This is a genomic window from Paraferrimonas sedimenticola, assembly GCF_002282855.1.
Taxonomy (GTDB): domain Bacteria; phylum Pseudomonadota; class Gammaproteobacteria; order Enterobacterales; family Shewanellaceae; genus Paraferrimonas; species Paraferrimonas sedimenticola.
The window spans coordinates 476,546-497,176 of record NZ_NRIR01000001.1 but is presented as its reverse complement, the minus strand read 5'-3'; the positions used below and the strand labels follow the sequence as shown (position 1 = coordinate 497,176).

General features: G+C 52.5%; 16 protein-coding genes. 9 read left to right on the top strand and 7 right to left on the bottom strand.

Features of this window, described 5'->3' with window-relative positions:
- Positions 1–344 precede the first annotated feature (344 nt).
- From CLC93_RS02145 to CLC93_RS02130, 4 genes are all read left to right on the top strand, one after another.
- Complete coding sequence (locus tag CLC93_RS02145; protein ID WP_095504288.1) at positions 345–2,474, top strand: TonB-dependent receptor; 2,130 nt, start codon at positions 345–347, stop codon at positions 2,472–2,474.
- 218 nt (positions 2,475–2,692) lie between these two features.
- The gene (locus CLC93_RS02140) at positions 2,693–2,944 is read left to right on the top strand and encodes a DUF6482 family protein (RefSeq protein ID WP_095504287.1); all 252 of its coding nucleotides are present in this window, start codon (positions 2,693–2,695) and stop codon (positions 2,942–2,944) included.
- A 53-nt stretch (positions 2,945–2,997) separates the two neighbouring features.
- Entirely contained in the window at positions 2,998–3,501 is a 504-nt protein-coding gene (locus CLC93_RS02135; protein WP_169902762.1) for a CIA30 family protein, read from the top strand.
- 12 nt (positions 3,502–3,513) lie between these two features.
- Positions 3,514–3,729 carry a TIGR02450 family Trp-rich protein gene (locus CLC93_RS02130; protein WP_095504285.1) on the top strand — a complete coding sequence of 72 codons (216 nt, stop codon included), beginning with the start codon at positions 3,514–3,516 and terminating at the stop codon, positions 3,727–3,729.
- Positions 3,730–3,911: 182 nt separating this feature from the next.
- On the opposite strand, the gene CLC93_RS02125 is transcribed toward CLC93_RS02130, so the two are convergent.
- Together CLC93_RS02125 and CLC93_RS02120 are read right to left on the bottom strand one after the other, a co-directional pair.
- Positions 3,912–4,325, bottom strand: coding sequence for a thiol-disulfide oxidoreductase DCC family protein (locus tag CLC93_RS02125; protein WP_095504284.1), 414 nt, complete (start codon positions 4,323–4,325; stop codon positions 3,912–3,914).
- A gap of 210 nt (positions 4,326–4,535) precedes the next feature.
- Positions 4,536–5,003, bottom strand: coding sequence for a hypothetical protein (locus CLC93_RS02120; RefSeq protein WP_095504283.1), 468 nt, complete (start codon positions 5,001–5,003; stop codon positions 4,536–4,538).
- A 586-nt stretch (positions 5,004–5,589) separates the two neighbouring features.
- Here CLC93_RS02120 and CLC93_RS02115 point away from each other — a divergent pair.
- From CLC93_RS02115 to CLC93_RS02100, 4 genes are read left to right on the top strand one after another with little or no spacing between them, the layout of a single operon-like run.
- Complete coding sequence (locus tag CLC93_RS02115; RefSeq protein ID WP_095504282.1) at positions 5,590–6,972, top strand: TolC family protein; 1,383 nt, start codon at positions 5,590–5,592, stop codon at positions 6,970–6,972.
- Positions 6,973–6,984: 12 nt separating this feature from the next.
- Positions 6,985–7,965 carry an HlyD family secretion protein gene (locus CLC93_RS02110; RefSeq protein WP_095504530.1) on the top strand — a complete coding sequence of 327 codons (981 nt, stop codon included), beginning with the start codon at positions 6,985–6,987 and terminating at the stop codon, positions 7,963–7,965.
- A 3-nt stretch (positions 7,966–7,968) separates the two neighbouring features.
- Positions 7,969–9,108, top strand: a complete 1,140-nt coding sequence (locus CLC93_RS02105; RefSeq protein ID WP_095504281.1) for an ABC transporter permease — start codon at positions 7,969–7,971, stop codon at positions 9,106–9,108.
- Entirely contained in the window at positions 9,105–10,286 is a 1,182-nt protein-coding gene (locus tag CLC93_RS02100; RefSeq protein WP_095504280.1) for an ABC transporter permease, read from the top strand. The genes CLC93_RS02105 and CLC93_RS02100 overlap by 4 nt, the downstream gene beginning before the upstream one ends.
- A gap of 176 nt (positions 10,287–10,462) precedes the next feature.
- On the opposite strand, the gene CLC93_RS02095 is transcribed toward CLC93_RS02100, so the two are convergent.
- From CLC93_RS02095 to CLC93_RS02075, 5 genes are all read right to left on the bottom strand, one after another.
- On the bottom strand, positions 10,463–11,833 hold the full coding sequence (locus CLC93_RS02095) for a DASH family cryptochrome (protein ID WP_095504279.1): 1,371 nt from the start codon (positions 11,831–11,833) through the stop codon (positions 10,463–10,465).
- A gap of 198 nt (positions 11,834–12,031) precedes the next feature.
- Positions 12,032–14,698, bottom strand: a complete 2,667-nt coding sequence (locus CLC93_RS02090; RefSeq protein ID WP_095504278.1) for a TonB-dependent receptor domain-containing protein — start codon at positions 14,696–14,698, stop codon at positions 12,032–12,034.
- Between the two features lie 166 nt (positions 14,699–14,864).
- A complete protein-coding gene (locus CLC93_RS02085) occupies positions 14,865–17,660 on the bottom strand; it encodes a hypothetical protein (protein ID WP_095504277.1) in 2,796 nt (931 codons plus the stop codon).
- A 265-nt stretch (positions 17,661–17,925) separates the two neighbouring features.
- A complete protein-coding gene (locus tag CLC93_RS02080; RefSeq protein WP_095504276.1) occupies positions 17,926–18,405 on the bottom strand; it encodes an aminoacyl-tRNA deacylase in 480 nt (159 codons plus the stop codon).
- A gap of 88 nt (positions 18,406–18,493) precedes the next feature.
- The gene (locus CLC93_RS02075) at positions 18,494–19,360 is read right to left on the bottom strand and encodes a putative porin (protein WP_095504275.1); all 867 of its coding nucleotides are present in this window, start codon (positions 19,358–19,360) and stop codon (positions 18,494–18,496) included.
- Between the two features lie 293 nt (positions 19,361–19,653).
- On the opposite strand from CLC93_RS02075, the gene CLC93_RS02070 reads away from it, so the two are divergent.
- Positions 19,654–20,610 carry a YbgA family protein gene (locus CLC93_RS02070; RefSeq protein WP_095504274.1) on the top strand — a complete coding sequence of 319 codons (957 nt, stop codon included), beginning with the start codon at positions 19,654–19,656 and terminating at the stop codon, positions 20,608–20,610.
- Positions 20,611–20,631 lie beyond the last annotated feature (21 nt).

Genomic DNA, 20,631 nt, shown 5'->3' with positions numbered 1-20,631 from the left:
TTAACGTCCTATTTTTACACCTTTTTTTGTTTGTTCATTATTTAATCGGAAGCCTTGAGCAATAGCAATCTGAACTGGGCGCTATGTCACCGCTTGATTGAATATGCTTTGTAAATGAATGTGTCACAACTTGGTCACATGGAAATTGGCGCTGGATTAGGGGACAGTCCCCTGTTGATAACTTGAGCAATTTGGCGATTTCGGACGCGGGTTACACACAGGGGACTGTCCCCTCCCCCTAAAAGCGGTGGTTTTATCCACAGGCTGAGGTGATCTTTGGGGGCAGATCGGGGCGTAAAGGTGTGACACAATGGTTGCGATTAAAAACAAAATAATAACCTGCTATGCATTCTTACTATTCTCTTGGTGCTTTGTCTTTTGCTTTGTCTTTTGCTTTTCTGGCTGCTGTTGCTGCGGGCTCGGTGGTCGCTGCTGGAAGCGCGGTGGCTGATGAAACCGCGGTGGTCGATGAAACTGCAGCAGCGAATCAAGCGGTGGAAGTCGACGAGGTGATTTTGGTGTCCGCTTCTCGCCATATCACGCCCCTAAACGAAGTGGTGGGCAGTGCTACTCAGCTCAGCAGCGAAGCACTGGCGGCAGTGAACGCTCAGCACATTCAACAGGCTTTGGTGCAGGTGCCAGGAGTAACATTTTCACGAGGCGATGGCGTCGAGTATTTGCCGGGGTTGCGAAGCCCAGTGCAAACCGGTGCTGGTGCTTGTGGCTCTATTCTAAGTACCATTGATGGCATTCCACTGCGCGCCGCAGGCTTTTGTAATATCAACGAATTGTTTGAAGCGCCGACGGAGTTGGGCGCCAGCCTCGAGGTGCTATCAGGACCTTGGAGTACCATTTACGGCTCTAACGCGCTAACCGGTGTGATTAACGTGCTGACCCCTGAGTTTGGTCTGGTAGGCAATCAGGCGGCACTAAGTATTAGCGACAACAATTATTATCAGTTCAAAGGCTTGTTGGACACTCAATCGGGCGATAACGAGTTCATCGCGGCGCTCAGTCACAGCCACGACGGTGGGTATCGCGACAGCTCGGGCTACAATCAGCAAAAGTTGTTGGTTAAGCATCGCTATGCGGCAGGCGCGGCTCGAGTCACTACAAGCTTCAACGCCAGTCGACTTGATCAGCAAACCGCGGCGTATCTGGTGGGCAAGGACAGCTACAAGGACAAAGCACTATCAAAAACCAACCCCTCACCTGAGGCCTACCGCAAGGCTCATTCGCTACGTCTAGCCAGCCAAATCGATCAGGACAAGGGCGATTGGGCTTGGCAAATCACGCCGTATGCCCGTCATGTGGACATGGAGTTTTTACAGCACTTTTTGCCGGGCACGCCGATTGAGCAAAACCGCCATTCCAGTTTGGGTGTGCAGTCTGGTTTGCAATGGCAGTGGTTGGATGCAGGGTTAGACCTAGAGTGGACTCGCGGTGAGCTGTTGCAGTATCAGGAAAACCCGACTCAAGGTAGCGATTTCTTGCAAGCCACTATTCCTGTGGGCAAGCACTACGATTATGAAGTGGACAGTCTAATGGCATCGCCGTTCGTGCAGGCGAATATCCAAGTCAGTGACGCGCTTAGGCTGACTTTGGCCGGGCGCTACGATTGGCAGCAGTACGATTACAACAACCGCATGAACTCGGGACGGGTGGACGAGCAGGGCTATACCTGTGGCTTTGGCGGCTGTCGGTACTCGCGCCCCGAATCCAGCAAAGACAGATTTGGTCAGTTCTCGCCCAAGCTTGGGCTCAATTATCGGCTGACTCAGGGGCAGCACCTGTTTACCAACGCCAGTCGCGGTCATCGCGCGCCGCAGGCTACCGAGTTGTATCGGTTGCAGCGCGCTCAGTCTAAAGCCGATTTAAAGAGTGAAACCATAGATAGCCTTGAGTTGGGTTGGCGCGGTTATCTCGAGCGTATTAACTGGCAGTTGGCAGGTTACTGGATGCAACGAGATAACCTGATTCTGCGCGATAGCGATTTCTTTAACGTCAGCGGTGGGAATACCAAGCATCGGGGGGTTGAGGGCCAGTTTCGTGCACAGCTTAGCCAAGACTGGCAATGGCAAATTAACGCCAGTTACGCGCGTCATACCTATGGCGATATTCCGCAGTTAGGCGCGGTTAAAGGCAATAAAGTGGATAGCGCACCAGCGGTCAATGCCTCAAGTCAGCTCAATTGGAACGCCTTTGAGGGACTGCGCGCCACGCTTGAATGGATATACGTCGACGAGTACTATACTGACGCGCAGAATCTGCACAAATACGATGGCCATCAGCTGCTTAACTTGCGCGGACAGTGGCAAATCAGCCGTGGCGTTAGCTTGAATGCCAAGCTGGACAATCTGCTTGATACTCGCTACGCCGAGCGCGCGGATTACAGTAGTTTTGCAGGCGACAGGTATTTTCCAGGACGCGGGCGTACTTTGCTTGTGCAGCTGGTGTATCAGTTCGACAGCTGAGGTAGGGGACTCTTTCGCAGAGTTCGTCCGAGTTTGGCCTTGCTACGACGCTGCAAGCGTTCCTACTCAGAGTTATCCATTAACAGCGATAATCACGCAAACAATCCAAGCCGTTTTTTCGATTATTTATTGGCTCGCTCGACTTTTGTCAGCGGACAGTAATCCAAGCCGACCACGAGTGCGTAACTAGTGAACACCTTTTTTTGCAGGAGTTCGCTATGTCGCAAATCGCTACCATCATTGCCGTTGCTGATTCGACCCACTATCTGGTTGGCGCTACCGACGCCAGCGGTGACTTTATTGCTATGCCGAGTTTGCAAAGCGTGCAGGTGTGTAAATCCTTGTTTGAAGCCAAGGAGCTGCTGCGCGAACAGCAAGTGAGCACAGCACAGCTGACTTTCATGAGCGCATACGACGAGATGTGCGGCTTACCGTCATCGCAACCCATGCGCCAAACCATCACCCTTTGAGCAACCCCATGCGCCTGGCTGTACATCAATGGGCCCTAGGAGTCTTACTTGCTATGAATACGCAAACTGTTACTGCCAGTGCGGAGATCCGCTCGCTGGACAACCCAAGAGAATGGCAGATTATTAACGACGGCGTCATGGGCGGCTTGTCCTATGGACGCGTCGAGTTAGAACGGGGCGAGCTCAATTTCACCGGAAAAATATCACTTCGCAATAACGGTGGGTTTAGCAGCACCTATTTAGAGCTCGACCGCCAGCCCAGTCAAAAGACGCGCGTGCGCATCGCGGTTGAGGGCGATGGCAAAGACTATCAGCTCAGACTTCGCAGTCAAATAGAGCGCTATTCGTTGGCGTACAAAGTTGAGTTTCCAACCCGCGCGGGTGAGGTGCTGGAGTTGGAGTTCGACCTAGCCGAGTTTCAAGGCACATTCCGCGGACGGATAGTGAGTCAGGCACCGCAGCTAACGGGCGAGTCGATTACTCATGTTGGCTTTCTGATAGCCCCTGGGGCAGCCGGTGCTTTTAATCTGACTATTCACAGCATTGAATTCATTTAGGCGCTGCTGTTGATGAATCGAATTAGCCCCAAAGCGCTGCTAAACAGCAAATGGACGAAGAGAGAAGTGGTTCGAAAAGAGAAGCATTTTGTCGTCACTGAGGTCGAATTCGATGAGCAGCAAGCGGTGAGTCGCTGCGTGATAAGCGCTGTGATGAGTCGCAACGAATATGAAATTGATTGGCGTGAGCTAAAGCAGAGTCAGATTTGGCGCTTGGGGTGGCATTAGGGCGTTGGACGTAAGGGGCGTCGCTCTTGACGGGCGCCTTGGCTACGCTGGGTGGTTATCAGCGGCTAGCCAAGTAGGAATTAGGCTCTCAGGAGAAAGTGCGCGTCAATCGCCACTTCGACCGTGCGCTGGCCTTCAGGGTTTTGCAAAGGCGCCTCGCTTTACTAGAGTTGCTACCACAGTCAAAGCTTGCGGTAACACACGCCATCTTCGCAATGTGGCTTGCCGATGCCAAAGCGTTTGTGAAAAAAGTTCGAAATGGGGTGACGGTACTTGGCAAAGCCCAAGTAGACCCCATGAGCAACCTGTTTAACCACAGGCCATTGCAGCGGTGCCACCCAAAAACCGCGTCCGACAAGCTGCCACGCCTTGTGAGTGACATCAAGCGCGGTCAGCACTTCCCCTTTGTATAGCCCGTGAAGCATACGCATCGCGGTGGCTTTTTCTATTCCAAGACAGTGAAACTCGAAGCCGGCAGTGTGCAGGTCGACCAGGTCGATGCGCCCCTTGGCGTCCAAGGTTTTGAGCTTGTCCATCTCCATGCAGCAAAGCGGACACTCGCCATCGTAGAAGATTGTCAGAGTATTGAATGCCATAGTCACCTCGAATTGCTTTGAGAGTGTATTAGCTACGTATGGCGCTCAAAAGCCGATCATCGCTCGCCGAAGAGGCAATCGAGACTCGGCAGATGGGGACAGTCCCCTGTAGATAACTCGAGTAAATATCCACCGTTCAGCGAATTTTACACACAGGGGACTGTCCCCTATGCCTTTTTCCCGGCTAGTTATCCACAGAGGATGAGGGTCTTAGTCTTTCGGTTTGATCACTTCGATGACTTCGAAGCAGGTGTAGTCTTCTCTCCACTCGCCAGTTTTCATTGCCATGGTGTGTGCGGTGTAACAGATGTACATGTTCAGGAATTTTTCGAAATACAGTTTCACGCGCATGGGGCGGTCTAGCTCAAAATCGTGGTATTCGGTGGTGCCGTGAGCATCTCGGTACGTCGATGGTTTGGCCACGTATTTGCGGCCGTCAGACATGTTGAAAAACGCAATATCTTCGTCGCGGCGCACAGCCATGGTTTTCACCTCCAGATTTCGAGTTGGCTCAGATTCTGGCTTGAAGATTGCCTTGAGAGTTAGGTCGAAATTTCTGTTGTTGCTGCCGACTTTGTTGTAAACCACATAGCCACTGGCGGCGGCGAGGAGTGCAACCAGCACCAAAACACCAATTAAAGTGAGAAACGCCTTCCCTATGGACTGCAAAACTTTCATGTTTATTCCTACTGCTTAAATCAGGACCGGCTCCAACGCGCTTGAAGATTTGAACTGAACAAATTCGCAACGCCGTTAAAACCAAATATCAACTTCGGGGTGCGAGAATGTAACAGTTGAAGGCGGCCAAGGTCGACTTAAATAACTGATTAATAAGACTGTTTGTTCAATAGTTGGACAACTGCTCGAATAAGGCCGCGACTTAGAGGTTTTTGCATGCATACAAAGGAGGGGACAGTCCCCTGTAGATAACTCGAGTAAATATCCACCGTTCAGCGATTTTTACACACAGGGGACTGTCCCCTCCCCAATTTTAGGGGGTAGTTATCCACAGTTGAGCGGGCTGATACTCGCCGATAGACTAAATAGGTTGTACTAGCGAAATCCGTGAACTACCTAAGTGCCTGCTTTTTATTAATATTTCCTAGTTTCTTCACGGTTTTTGATTGCGTGATGTGGATAAGCTAGCTAGGTTTATTGTCAGGTGCTAATTAATTATCACAATCGGAACCGCATTATGGGTCAGCGCGCTAGAGTCACCGGTAGAATTGCTTTATGTTTGCCAAATCGGTCAAGTAAGCGCTCGATGGCGTTGATTTCGGCCTTCTTCTTGGTCCCGGCAGCCATATTCTTTGCTTCGGCCGTGCAGGCGGAGCCGCTCAGTTTCGCCGACTCATGGCAGAAACTTCTCGAGGTCAGCCCCAAATTGCGCGCTGAGCAACAGCAGGTAAACCGAGCCGAAGCCGAGCGTCAGGCCACCGACTCACTAAATTACCCATCCCTCGATGTAGGTGGTAGCTACACTCGATTGCAAAAGCCCATTCGGCTGGATTTGCGCGACTTAAATCCGATTGCACTGCTGCCCGAGGGCGACTTACCCGCACCACTGCCTGGTCTGGATGATTCGTTTTTTGTCACCCCGCTGACCGAGCAAAACATCTTTCGCGCCAGCTTAGATGCGCTGTGGCCTATCTACACTGGCGGGCGAGTGACTGCGGCGCAAGGCATCAAGGCCGCCCAGGTACAAGAAAAACAACAACAAGCCGAGTTAGCTTCTCGAGACCTGTTTACACTGCTGGTGGACCGCTACTACGCGGTGTCGGTCACCGAGCAGATGACTGCAACTCACAGAAGTTTGGTGCAATCGCTAACAGTGCACGTGGACAACGCCAAAAAGCTCGAGGAGCAGGGGCAAATTGCCAAGGTCGAACGGCTTAATGCCGAGGTGGCTTTGGGTAACGCCAAAGTGGCATTAAGAAGTGCTGAGCGCCAGCAGGAAATGGCGCAAATCGCCCTGTCGCGCATGCTAGATTTGAAAGCCGCTGAGCCAAGTTCGTGCTTATTTGTGCTGCAAAACCTCCCCGAGCTTGGTCGACTTAGCGAACTCACCCTCAAAGATCACCCGGCGCTCAAGCTATTAAAAGCCAAGGAAACCCAAGCGCAGGCGCTAATCGATTTAGAAAAAGGCGGCCACTACCCGTCGGTATTCTTGTTTGGTAGCTACACCCTCTACAAAGACAAATCGCTGTTCTCGCGCATTGAACCCGACTGGTTGGTTGGGGTTGGGGTTAAGGTGCCAATTGTCAGCCGAGAAGGTCATAGCGGCAAAGAGCGTGCCGCCGCCAGCGCACTGTTGCAAGCCAAGCACACCAAGGCGCAAACCCGTCAGGATTTAAGTCTGTTGGTAGACCAAAGTTACCGGCAATTACTGCAAGCCCAGGAAGAGATTGTCGCCTTAAACGGGTCAATTGAGTTGGCGCAAGAGAATCTGCGGCTACGCGAAGTGGCTTTTCGCCAAGGCCTGTCGACATCCATTGAACGAGTGGATGCTGAGCTCAAGCTCAATGGCGCGACCTTGCAGCAGCTTGGCGCTAAGTATCGCTATATCCAGTCGTACGCCAAGTTGATGGCGGTTAGTGGACAGATAGACGAATTTATCGGGCGCAGCCAAAGCGCACCGCAATATTAGGGGAGAGGGATGATGCAAACCAATCGAGGCTTGGCCTCTGCCGTTATTCTGTTGCTAGTCGTGGCGTTGGGATACGGTCTATGGCTTAGCTTTCAGCCCAAGCCGGTGATCATGCAAGGCCAAATCGAAGCGCGCGAGTACAACATCTCGTCAAAAGTCCCAGGTCGTGTAGACAAGGTCTTGGTCCGCAAGGGCGATGCGGTGGACGCCCAAGACTTACTGTTTGCCATTGACAGCCCTGAACTGGCAGCCAAGTTGCAACAGGCGCAAGGGGGGCAAGCGGCGGCGCAAGCCATGCTCGACCAGGCGGACAAGGGCGCTCGAGTACAGGAGATTGCCGCCCAGAAAGACCAGTGGCTTAAAGCCAAAGCCGCGGCTGAGCTTGCTGAAGTCACATACCAGCGAGTGCAAAACTTGTTTGATGAAGGGGTTGTCGCCCGTCAAAAACGCGATGAAGCTTACACTCAATGGCAAGCGGCTAAGTACACAGAGCAAGCGGCGTTAGCCATGTATGAACTGGCTGAAGAAGGCGCTCGTGAAGAGGACAAAGCAGCGGCCGCCGGGAATGTGCTGCGAGCCGAAGGAGCGCTTAGAGAAGTCTCATCGGTACTGGAAGACAGCCAGATGCGCGCGCCTGTGGCCGGTGAGGTGACTGAGGTGCTACTGCAACCGGGAGAGTTAGTCCCGCAAGGCTTTCCCGTGGTGAGTCTGGTGGACATGAGTGACGCCTGGGCGGTGTTCCAGGTGCGCGAGGATTTGCTTAAGCACCTTAGCCAAGGCGAAGTGGTTGAATTGTATTTGCCAGCCCTTGAGCAAAGTGTCGAATTTGAGGTGAGTTATATCAGTGTGATGGGAGACTTTGCCACCTGGCGAGCCACCGAGAGCGGCAACGACTTTGATATGCGAACCTTTGAGGTAGAGCTGCGACCTAAGCAAGCTATCGAGGGGCTGCGGGTGGGCATGTCAGCCATTTACACTCCAACGGACAGCTAGCCTATGTGGGCTCTAATTCGGCGAGAGCTTAAAGCCATCGGACAAGATCCGTGGCAACTATCCTTGCTGAGTATTATCCCCATGCTGTCGGTGGGCCTGATTTGGTGGCTGTTTAGCGCCGGCGTGCCATCGAATCTGCCAGTGGCTGTGGTGGACCAAGACCAAAGCCAAATCAGCCAGCGGCTGACTCAGCTACTTAACGCCAATCCGGCAATTCAGCCCATCAGTTTTACCGAACTTTCCAGCGCAGAAACCGCGATGCGCGAGGGGCAAGTGTACGCTTTAGTGCGCTATCCCCATCGTATGCGAAAAGAGTTGCTTACCGGCCATAGCCCAACCATCGACATTCGCTACAACGCTCAGTATTTGCTGGTGGGTAAGTTGCTCTCTAGCCAGATTCAGTCCAGCCTGGCGCAAGGCCTAAAGCCGGTATCGACACTGCGGCAATTGGCGCAAGGTGTGCCTAAAGCTCAGGCGGCGGTGAACATCACGCCGCTACGCCAGCAAATGACGCCCTTTTACAACCGTAACAACGATTACGACCATTTTTTGCTGCCGGCAATCACGGTAGCCGTGGGGCAGATTCTGGCGATGCTGTTGTTTGCCAATGGGCTGAATCGCGAGCTGGAACTCGACCAACGCCAAGGCTGGCTTTCTCAAGGTGTGGCCAACGGCATGCTGATGAAAACTGCCGTGTACTTGCCGCTGGGCTGGCTGCAGTTTGGCCTTAGTATCATTTTGGCTTATGGCCTATTGGGACGAGATCTCGGTGCCCAAGCATTGAAACTCTTGCCTTTGCAGCTGATGATGCTCGCGGGTATCTGGCTGATTGTGCTGACTATTTTTTGGCTGATGCAGGAAAAGGCGCGCGTGCTTAGCTTCTGTGCGGCCTTGTTTGCTCCAGCGTTTCCCTACTTAGGTATCACCTTTCCCACTTCAGACATGCCTGCTGCTGCCAAGATCTGGCGGCTTATCATGCCCTCGTCTCATTACATCGATAGCCATCAGGGCATTTTGAGTTACGGCTGGAGTTTTGCCACCGCTTGGGTCGAGATTGAGTCCATGGGGTATTTTCTGGTGCTGCTGATACCTATCGCGCTGTTGGCCCGCAAACACGCCGGCGTGAGCGAGGCCAGCGCATGACTTGGTGGCAGCTAATCAAAACCGATCTCAAAGCCATTTTGGCGGATCGCGCCATTCTGGTGACCTTGTTTGGCGGTATCGTGTTTTATGCAGTGATGTATCCGCTTCCTTATCTCAATCAGGTGCCCACCGAGCAAGCGGTGGTTGTGGTTGACAGTGACGACTCGACCCTCAGTCGCCAGCTGATCCGCCACGCCGACGCGTCACCTCAGGTGGCGATAGTGGCGCGCTTAGCCAGCGAGTCACAAGCGCAGACTTGGGTGCGCGAAGGCAGAGCGCAAGGCATGCTGATAATTCCAGAGGGCTTTCGTCGCAAGCTGATGCTTGGCCAAGGCACGACCGTGGCCTTTGGCGGTGATGCCAACTATTTCTTGGTGTACTCGGCGATTGCACAAGGCTTAGTGAGCGTGAATTTGGATATGGCCAAACAGGTGCAAAAGACCGGCATGCTAGCTCGTGGGCAAAATCCTCGTTTGGCCGAGCTCAGTGTTAATGCGATACAACTCAATAGCTTGCCAGCGTTTAACCCAAGCCTGGGCTATATGTCTTACATAGTGCCAGCGGTGATGTTGTTAGTGCTGCACCAAACCTTGCTGATAGGTGCCGGAATTATAGGAGCGGGGCAATGGGGCAAGCCAGGTTATTGGTCTCAAGTGAGCCCTGCGCGATTGCTTCTGGCGCGATTAACAGCACTGATGATTTTGTATCTTGGATTTAGCAGTTTCTACTTGGGGATTTGCCACCACGTCTACGAGCTACCCGTGCGTGGTGCCTTTAGCCAGGTAACTCTGTTGATGCTGCCGTTCTTGCTCGCAAGCGCGGCGTTTGGCATTGCTTTGAGTTGCCTGCTCAAGGGCCGAGACAGACCGACGCAGCTGGTGTTGCTGATTTCCATGCCCATCTTATTTGCCAGTGGCCTGATTTGGCCGGTGGAGTTAATTCCTGAACCAATACGATTAATCACCGAAGTCATCCCCGCGGTACCAGGGATCATGGCCATGGTAAAACTCAACCAAATGGGTGCGGATTGGAGCGCCGTTCACAACGACTGGCTGCAACTGTGGGCCCTAACGCTCGGCTATTTGTTACTGGCTTTCTACGGCATCCGCTACCGCCAAGCACAACTGTCGACGACCGAAACCTCCGCAACCGCGCAGCAAGTACCGACTCACTCCTAACCCCTCAAAATCCGCCATTTTTATCCACACACTACCAACAGGGGACTGTCCCCACCCCCTAAAACCGGTGCTTTTATCCACAGCTGTCTCAAACATTCACGATCTGCAGCGAATGTCGAACAAAAATTGTGCACATGCTTATACACAGGGGACTGTCCCCTATGGGTTTTTGGGGGCTATTTATCCACAGGTGGGCTTATTGGCCAGTCGGCGGCGTCTTCGGCATCCAGCGGTTGGCAGCCCATGTCGCCTTGCCAGCGGGCGATGTACTCGCCCTTGGGATCAAACATGGCGGTTTGTTTTTCTAGGTTAAAGTGGCGGCCTTGGCGCGGATCGGCACCGACGCCTGCGATGTACTGCCAGTTACCCCAGTTGGCGCCGACCTGATGGTCGATGAGCTGCTGTTGAAAGTAGGCCGCACCATAGCGCCAATCGCAACTGAGCTCGTTAACCAAGGCCGAGGCGGCAATCTGGCGGGCTCGATTCGAGATAAAGCCAGTTCGATTGAGCTGTTTCATGATGGCATTGACCAAAGGCCATGGTGTACTGCCTTGGCACCAGGCTTGAAAGCGCCCGGGATAGAACGCGGTCAACGGGCCTTTTTGATGAATGCCGCGAAAACGAAACAAACGGCGCTGCCATTTCAGCGCGTACCAATAAAAGTAATCGCGCCACAACAGCTCAAAGTAGATCCAATCGTTATCATCGTTAACGCCAAAGTCCTTTTGATAGCCCGCTAGCGCGTCAGCCGCCATTCTCGATGACACACAGCCTTGCGCCATCCATGGGGAGAATCGCGTCGAGGCGCTGGCATCGTCAATGGCGTTACGCGTCGTCTTGTAGCGACAAGCGCGGCGACTGGCAAAATAGCCGCTTAGGTGAGTGAAACCGGCGCGCTCGCCACCGCGAAACTCGACAGCTTCAGATGCAGCATTTAATTGGTCGCCGTAATGGGAGATAAACGCGGGCAGAGTCATCAGCCCCACAGCGGTGACTGTGGCAAAACTGGCGTTATCCGGCAAAGGCGGCAACTGACTTGGCGCTTTAAGCGGTGCACGCGGCTGTACCTCATGCTTTTCCAATAAGCGGCGATACTTCGAAAAACTGTCGGGCAATTCGCGCAACTCAAAGGGCAGGTCGGCCGCTTCAAACAGGCTAAAGGACTCGTGTAAATTGTGCTCAAGCCGTTCAAAGCCCATGAGTAGACGCTGCTGGCTTTGCTGTTCTTCCCAACCCACCGCACGGCTTTGTAATAACTGACTGGCGCTAAAGGCTTGAAGAATTCGCTCAAGGGCGGTGTGAATATCGCCAACGCTAATGTACAAACGCTGCCCTAACTGAGCCAATTGTTGGTCCAAGTCCATCAGGCTCTCGAGCAAAAAATGCAGCCGCACCGGCCCCATGGCTTTGAGACCATAACGGTTGGCCTCCAACAATCGAGTATCAAAGTGGTACCAACACAAGAGTCGCTCGCCGCCAATATCCTGCAGCAAAGGGTTGTCTGCGAGTCGAAGCTCTTTGTGAAAGCGAACAATGCTTACGCCCATTAAGTCACCTTGGCTAATTATCTGTACGCTAGATACGCGCCAACCGCCAAGCTGGATTAACTGGCTTGTGAGTCCACTCTAGGGTTGAATGCCCAAAGCGATAAATAGAAAAACGGCCCAACTACCGAAGTAGAAGGGCCGCTACAAGGATTGCGACCGAGGTTGTGTTCAATAACTGGTGGTCGCGTTACCCTACGGTTAGTAGGCGTAACTCAGTTGCAGTGTGTACTCGGTACCAGGTTTTTTCTGGTATACCAAGACACCTTGCTGTTTGTACTCGGTCTTTGAATCGAGCAAGTTCTTCACCTTCAGCTTTAGCGACAAGCCGTCGGTTGGGAACAGAGCATAGTTAAAGTCCAAGCTGTGGAAGGGTTGCTCAAACACATCGTCCAAGCCGCCGCGGCCACCGTAAGCGATGCGCTCACCGAACACGTTGTACACCAGAGTGGCGTTGTGCATGTCATTCGGCGAGTCAAAACTTAGCTGCAGGTTAGTCACCCATTGGGAGTGGCCAGTCATGCGGCGTTTGGTGTTGGTTGGGTCAATCTCACCATTGGGCTGAATCTTTATTTCAGAGTCACCCAAGGTGAGGTTACCCGCCACAAAGAAGTTGCTCCAAAGGCTGTGCACGCCGCCGATAAAGCCTAAATCCTTCAGGAACTCAGCCTCAACGCCATAAACCCGACCTGACTGAGCGTTGTAAAACTTCAGCTGTCGGCCCGCTTCAGAGATGCGTTGAATCGGCTCAATTGGCGCTTCTAGGTCTTTGTAGAAACCCGCTAGGCTCAAGTTGGAGCCGCTGTCCGAGTAGTACTCCCAGCGCAGGTCCAAGTTGTAGATGTCAGATGACTTAAGATCTGGGTTACCAAAGAACTCGAATCCTGTGACCGGGTCTTGGTAGCGAACTGGGGCCACCTCGCGCAAGTCCGGGCGCACTATGGTCTTAGATGCACCAAAGCGCCACTGGCTAGAGTCGGTTTGCTTATAGGTCAATGACAGGGATGGGTACCAGTCTTTGTCGGCAATCACATAGTCGGTTAGCTCGTAGCGACCGCCCTCGTCAGAGATGGTACCGTCTGGCTGCAGTGGCAGCGTGGCGCGGCGGAAGTTCTCGTAGCGCACACCACCGTATACCCGCCACACGTCATCAAAGTCCATGTCGATGTTGACAAAGCCGGCATCGATTTTCTCAGCCGCAACATAATCTTCGGTATCGGTAGAAGCATCTTTTAGCTCTAATCCCAATACGTCGTTTGCAATGTTGTCGTCAGAGAAAATCTTGTCGAAGTCCTGCTTTAAGATGTCGCCATTGGGATCCGTTGGCTGCAAATCTACTTCAAAGGACAAGCGAGTGGCGAAGTTCTCACGAGTTTTCTCGAAGTACTGATAACCACCGGCCAGCTTAATCTCAGCCATGTCGGTACTAAATGGCAGGGCCAAATCAAACCCATAGTTTTTGGCGCGGTCGTCCAGGCGACTGTATACGTACTTGGGCGCATCCTGAGTGTTCAAGGTGCGGTCAACCTGAGTTTGGTTGCTATTGTCTTCAAACAGCACGTTGTAGGTGTAGGTCAGATTATTCGGCGCATCGGCTTTCGAGCGCGCGTCTGAGTACATCCAGTTGGCTTCTAAGTCGGCAAAGTAGGGGAAGTAGTGCTCACCGCGCGCTTGATTCGAGAACAAGTAACGCTCCTCGTAATCGACGTCAAATACCTGCAGCGCGCGAGGCTCGCCCAGAGTATCGATAGTCTCTTCAATGGCTACCGATACGTCATCCGAGGTATCGCGCAAATAGGTAGAGAAGGTTTCGATTTTGTGGTCTGCGGTGATTTCCAAGCCTAAGTTAAACATGCCGGAAATCTGGGTCACCATATCGGTGCCCACCACGTCTTTTGAGTTCAGTACTAGAACGTTTTCCGCATCGCCATCAAGCTCAGTTTCTTGCTTGGTGTAGTTTTCCGCCTGGCGCTTGTAAGAGCCCGCGGCGATATAGCCCAGCGCCACGTCATCGCTAAGCTCAAACTTGTTGCCAATGGCGATGTTACCGCGCCAGCTTGGATCGGTTTTTTCGGTTTTCACTGTCATGTCGCGGTACATATCGCCCGCCAGCGAACGGTTTAGCTCTTGAGCTTGCGGAAAGCTAATCGTGCCGTTGGAACCTGTGACAATATTGATAGGGCTAATGCCACCGAACTGATTGAAAGTCGCCGGAATGCTTGGCGGCAAAGCGCGAGTACCGTCGTCGCTGCCGTATTTATCGTTTTTGCCACCGTTATAGGTATAAGTGTCGTTTTTGTCGTTCGTGTTGTAGCGACCGCCAACCGACACCTTAAACAGGAAATCGGCAGGAATGGATTTGGTACGAATGTCTACGTGACCGCCACCAAAGGATGCTGGGCGGGCCGCAGAATTGGCTTTTTGTACCGATAGGGATTCGATAATACTGGCTGGGAACATGTCCAGCGGTACCACGTTACGTGTTGGGTCTGGCGAGGGAACAATGGCGCCATTTAACGAGGTACTGGAGTAACGCTCGCCAAGTCCGCGAACGTAGATGAATTTGCCGTCTTTTAAAGTCAGACCGGTGACCCGTCGCAGTGCTGCAGCGGCGTCGCTATCACCCGTGCGGGAAATTTGGTCTGCACCCATGACGTCTACCACTTTGGCGTCTTCGCGGCGCTCTTCCAGCGCAAGTGAAGCGCTTGAGCGCAGACGACCTGTGATGGTGATGACCTCTATCTCTTGCGAATCGTATTGCTCTTCAAGCAGCTCTTCGGCGTTGACTGATAAAGTCATGGCGGAAGCAAGCGCGAAGCTTACGGCAAGACTGATTGGGGTAGCGCTAAAACGCGGCTTGGTTTTCATGGCTGTTGCTATCCTGTCAGCGTTTTTTATTGAGCCAGCGTCCCTTTGGCGCGGGCTTGGGCTGTTTAATCAGCCGGTAAAATGTGGTGGTTCGCCCTGGGAAGCTAGCGGACCACCGCTAAATCTAAAAAGCGGGGGAGGGTGACTCCCCCAAAGTGTTGCGAGGTTACGAACCTGGGGTGTAGGTCCAGCCTTGGCGCCAGTCGTTGCTGCCATCAAACGCACCGATGTAATCGGTCGCGTCGAAGAAGCTGTCTGAGCTCATGTCAGTACCAGTACCCATCAGAGCTGCGTCGTCAGTGGCTGGGATACCATCGGTTAAGCTCACAGCGGCAGTGCCGTTACCAGTTTGACCGGTGAACCAGGCTTCTACGTCGTAGGCCACGGTGTAGCCGTCTTCCGCACTAATTGACTGATTCTTGAATGGTTCGGCACAGTCGATGACGCTGTGGGTCATCACCAGGTTGCCGGCTTGCGCAGTGGCTACCGTGTTGTCACCGTCGATTTCCAAACACTCGCCAGAACCGTCTTTGCCTTTGACCAACACGTTGGCCAGCATGGCAGCGGTACCTTTGCGCAGCAGGATGCCCTCAGCGTCATCACCACCTGAGTTAGTGCCAGCACCGACTTCGATGGTGACGTTTGACAGGGTTGGGTTTGACTGAGGCATGGCTTCAGCGCTTGAGTTGCTATCCGCTTCGATACCGCGGTTGGCCGCGTTGTCTTGGTGCTGAACGTGCAAGTACTGAACTTTACCGGTCCAACCGTTGGTCCAGTCCAAGCTGTCGTCGAAGTTGTGGGTCAGGTAAACGTACTTCAAATTGACCGCGCCACCCCAGAACTCAACGCCGTCGTCGCCGTTGGCGTGAACTTGGATGTGGTCAACCATGGTGCCAGAGCCCACACCGGCGAAGCTGATACCGTTCATCTCTTGGGTGTCGTTGACCTTGAAGCCAGCATACTTAACCACCACGTAGCTCAGCTGACCGCTGCTGTCTTGGTTGTTGTCGCCACCGTAAGGGAAGTCACCCACTTCGAAAGAAGCCGAGCATGAAGAGGCATCAGGACAGGTGTTTACTAGGCCGTTACCCAGTAGTACCAAACCACCCCATTGACCGCGCGAACCTTCAGCACCGGCAATCACATCGTTTTGCGAGGTCATTACGATTGGGCGCTCAGCACTACCCTTGGCGTAGATTTGCGAGCCGCGGCTCACGGCGATGTAGCTGTTGTCAGTGGCGAACAAGTTAACGCCAGCTTGAATGTTGAGCTTGGCGGAATCTGTGTTATCCCCACCAAAGATCACCGCACCACCGTCGACTTTGTAGAGCACGTTGCTGCCGGCCAACAAAGTCACGTCCGAGGTGTAAGTGCCGCTTAGGGTACAAACCAGGCTAACGTTTGCGTTTTTGTACAAACCCTCGGTTACCGCGTCTGCAGTAGTGCCAACTGGACATGCATTCAGCGCTTCTAATTCAGGAGCCGGCGCTGGCGTGTCACCGTGAATGTCTGTGGTCCAGCCTTGGGTCCAGTCGTTGCTGCCGTCAAAGGCACCAATGTACTGAGCGTCTTCGAGGCGAGCGTCCATGTTGCCCAAATCCGCTTGTCCGCCAGACAAGGCTGGAGATGAGGCGTTAGGCATGTAACCGTCTAGATCAGAAGCAACCGCTAGGTTGCCTTGTTGGCCCATAAACCAGGCTTCGACGTCATAGGCCAGTTCATAACCGTCATCGGCATCAACCTTTTGGTTTTTGAACGGTTCGACACAGTCGATGATGCTGTGGCTCATGTTGAGGTTGCCATCTTGAGCGGTCACCACAGTGTTATCGCCGTCGATCTCCAAGCACTCGCCTGAGTCAACATCACCTTTAACTAGCATGTTGTAGGCGTTAACCGCGGTGCCTTTGCGCAGCAGAATACCTTCGACATCGTCACCACCGGCGTTGGTGCCGTTGGCCACTTCGATAGTGAAGTTAGCCAGAGTTGGGTTTGATTGAGGAACCGCTTCTGCGCTTGAGTTGCTATCGGCTTCGATACCACGGTTTGAACCATTGTCTTTTTGACGAATGTATACGTGCTGCGCAGAACCCTGCCAGCCGTTGGTCCAATCCAGCGAATCGTCGAAGTTGTTGGTAAGCACCACGTTAGAGATGGAAACGTTTCCGCCCCAGAACTCCACGCCGTCGTCGTTGTTTTCGTGAACTTGGATGTAGCTCACCTGAGTGCCAGAACCCACACCACCGAAGCTAATGCCGTTCATTTCTTGGGTATCGTTGATTTTGAAGCCGCCAAACTCAACGCGAACATAAGTTAATGAACCTGAGTTGTCTTCGCTGTTGTTGCCGCCATAGCTGTAGTTACCCACTTCAAACGAAGCGGCACAGTCGTCTAGGTTAGGGCAGGTGTTCACTGGGGCATTACCTAGAATCACCAAACCACCCCATTGACCGGCTTTGCCCGGTTGGCCCAGACCCGCTTCAACCGAAGTGAATACGATAGGCGCTTCGGCAGTACCGTCAGCCATAATGGTTGAACCACGGCTGATGACTAGGTAAGAATCAGAGCCACCAAGAATCTTGGTGCCAGGTTCAATAGTCAGGTTAACCGAGCTCTCGTTGTCGCCACCTACAACGACAGGTCCATCGAGCAACCAAACTACGTCGTCGCCTAGAGTGATGTCAGCCCCGTCTTGGCCGCCAGTGGCCGCGCCAGTGGCTGGAGCCAGAGTTCCAGTTAGCTCCCAAACTTCTTTGCCATCGATCATGCCAAAGGTGGTGCTCTTCTGGGCAAAGCCCTCGTAGGCTTCCTCTTGTGGGGTTTTGGTATCTGGATCTGGGGTTGGAGTTGGCGCCGGTACTTCTACCGTCTCGCCGCCAGTGTTGATGTTGATATCGCCGCCACAACCTGCAAGTGCTAGCGCAGACGCCAGTGCACCCAGTTTGAACAGATTTCTAAGTTCCATTTCTCTCTCCGCAACGGGAAGTTGGTTAGTAGGTTATTGTTAAGTTGCAGAAAAGTTACCGGAGTTATGTGACGCTCAGAATTCAACCGGGTGACAAGCTGGTTGCGAATTTATTTCTGTAAGATGTTGCTAATGTTGCAATTTTGTTTAGATGGGCGTTTGTAATTTTGGGCGAGAAAGTTGTCGGTCCCCGCCAATCAAGGCGAGGACGGACACTCGACTGTAGGGGATCGACGCTCAATTGAAAGCGAGCGAAGGGTGTTGGCTAGTGAAACGCTTGATGGCTAATTCGAATGTGCTTACTGGTGGCCATCAGCTGAATAAAGTCGTCATGGCTAATTCGAATTAGGCTTTGATGATCGCCCCCTTCGAAATAAATCCAATCCTGATGATCTAACAAGGGATCGCAAACAACCCGGATATTGTAGGCTTGGCCCACCGGTGGTATTGCGCCGCGCTCGCAATCGCTAAAGGTCTCAAATACTTGTTGCTCTTTGGCTAGACGAAAGTCCGCATGCATCTCTTCCGACAAAGCCGACAGGCTGAGTTTGTGGTTAGCGGGTATCACCGCCATCACTGTGTGGTCTTGATGATCTTTAAGCACCACGGCTTTGGCGATTTGCTGGGGTGGCACCTGAGCCGCAATGGCGGTACCTATGGAGTTGGTGGTTTTGGGGTGATACAGGGTCTGATAATTGATTTGGTTTTGGTGCAAGTAATTAACCAAGCGCATTGAAAGTGACATGGCATCCTCCGCTACAACTAATGGCACTACTTATTATAGAAACTGGCGATCAATCTGGAGGGAATTGTCACCAGTTTTTAAAGCCAGTTTAGAAGCGCACTTTGGCTTGAAGGTCGAGTTTCAATTTATTGTCAGCGTCTTGCCCAAACTCGGTGTGGATCGCTGGGCTAATGATGATGTTTTTCGACACTCGCCACTGATAGTCAGTGTAGAGCATAGCAACGTCGCGCTTGGCATGTTGAAACTCGCTATAAAAGCCAACACCGGCGCGCCAGCCTTGATTAAAGAAGTACTCGCCTTTGGCGCTTAAAGTCACTTGGTTTTGACTAGAGCGCTCTCCAAAGCGGTATTTGTATTCTTTGCGATCGGCGGTAATTGCTGCCTCGAAATTCATACCGCGATTTTCACTTAGCGGACGGAAATGCTGAACGGCCAAGCTAATGGCGTCGTAGGAATCGTCACTGCTTCGGTTGCCAAAGTCGATGTTTTGTCGATTGTAATTGAGAGCCAGAGCAGTCTGGTCATTCAGGTACTTACCTGCACCGATTGCATACAAATTATTGGTAGTACTGTAGTTCTTTGCGTGGCCTAGACCAGCATTGATAAACCATTCAGAATCAAAGATGTAACGACCTTCAAGCGCAACAGCGTAGCGATTGTTAGGGTCGTCCCTTGGCACTGCCAACGCACCGCCAATCCGACTGGTTTTACTTAGAAAATCGTTTAGCGCGTATGGGCCATTATTCCAATCCACGGGATCCAGATAATAACGATACTCAGCGGCGAGAGTCTGATCACTCGCGTTCAACAGCGATGCTGAAACTTCGTGTTGATAGGTGTCTGTTTGGTCAGTTGATTCGGAAGTTAACTCTTCGGCCAATACAAGCGATGGGATAAATAAACCACTTGCTAACAAGAGAGCAGCAGCGGGTTTCGGGCGCACTAATCTGGGCATTTTCTTCAGTCCTTTGATGTTGCAGTATTTTGGCTTGTCGACAACAAACTCCTGTCAAGAAAGCCAACTCACTGACCAATCCTTGGTTCTTAAGTTGCGGTTTATATTAGCCTTTTATAGATTTTCTTCGCAACCTCAGCGAAGCCGCGACCCATTGAAACTCAACATCAAGTCCTCATAAGCTCAATAAGACTCGACTAAGCTGAATAGAAACCGAGCGTTCACGCTCGCTTGGGTGATCTCCTCCGGCGTCGAATCAGTACTAAAAGCAGGGTTAACAATCGGGGTGTCGAATCATGAAATTCAATGCTAATCAGATTCAAGTGGGTATTTCAGCCTGTTTAGTGGGTGAGAAGGTGCGTTTTGACGGTGGCCACAAGCAAAGCCGTTTTTGCGTGGACGAGTTAAGCCAGTACGTCAGCTACCAAAAGGTATGCCCTGAGATGGCGATAGGTATGGGCACCCCGCGTCAAACCATTCGCTTGGTCGATCACGGTAAAGGCATTCGTTTGCAGGCAAGCCGCGGTCATCAAGACTACACCGACAAGATGCTCGAATTCTCACGAAACTTCGTTAAAAACCTAAGTCACCTCAGCGGGTATGTGGTGTGTGCCAAGTCGCCCACTTGCGGCATGGAGCGCGTTAAGGTTTACCAGCCTCAACACAATATGGCCAGCCGCGACGGCATTGGTCTTTACACAAAGGCGCTGATGGAGGCTAACCCTCTGCTGCCGGTTGAGGAAGACGGCCGCTTAAACGATCCTGTGATCCGTGAAAACTTTATCACTCGTGTGTTCACCTACCACCACTGGCAACAGCTGGTGGAGAAGGGCATCACTCGCAAGGCCTTGTTTCAGTTCCACGCCAATCACAAATACTTGCTGATGGCCCACGAACCGAAAATGTATCGCGAGCTCGGGCCTTTACTGGCCACCTTCGAGGGTGACGTTAATGAGTTGGCGCAGCAATACATTACAGGGGTGATGGCTGTGCTTAAGCACAACGCCAAGCGTCGTAATCACGCCAACAGCTTGCAGCACATCCAAGGCTACTTTAAGCGCAATCTTTCTAGCATAGAGCGCCGTCAATTGGCTGAAAGCATTGACAAATATCGCCAAGGTCTGCTGCCATTGTTGGCACCTATCACTTTGATTAAATTGTTTTTAGAGCGCTACCCAGACCCTTATATCGCGGCCCAGGTGTATCTGAATCCGCACCCGGAGCAACTCAAGCTTCGCATCAGTCATTAATGCATTGACCAAGGAGGGCGT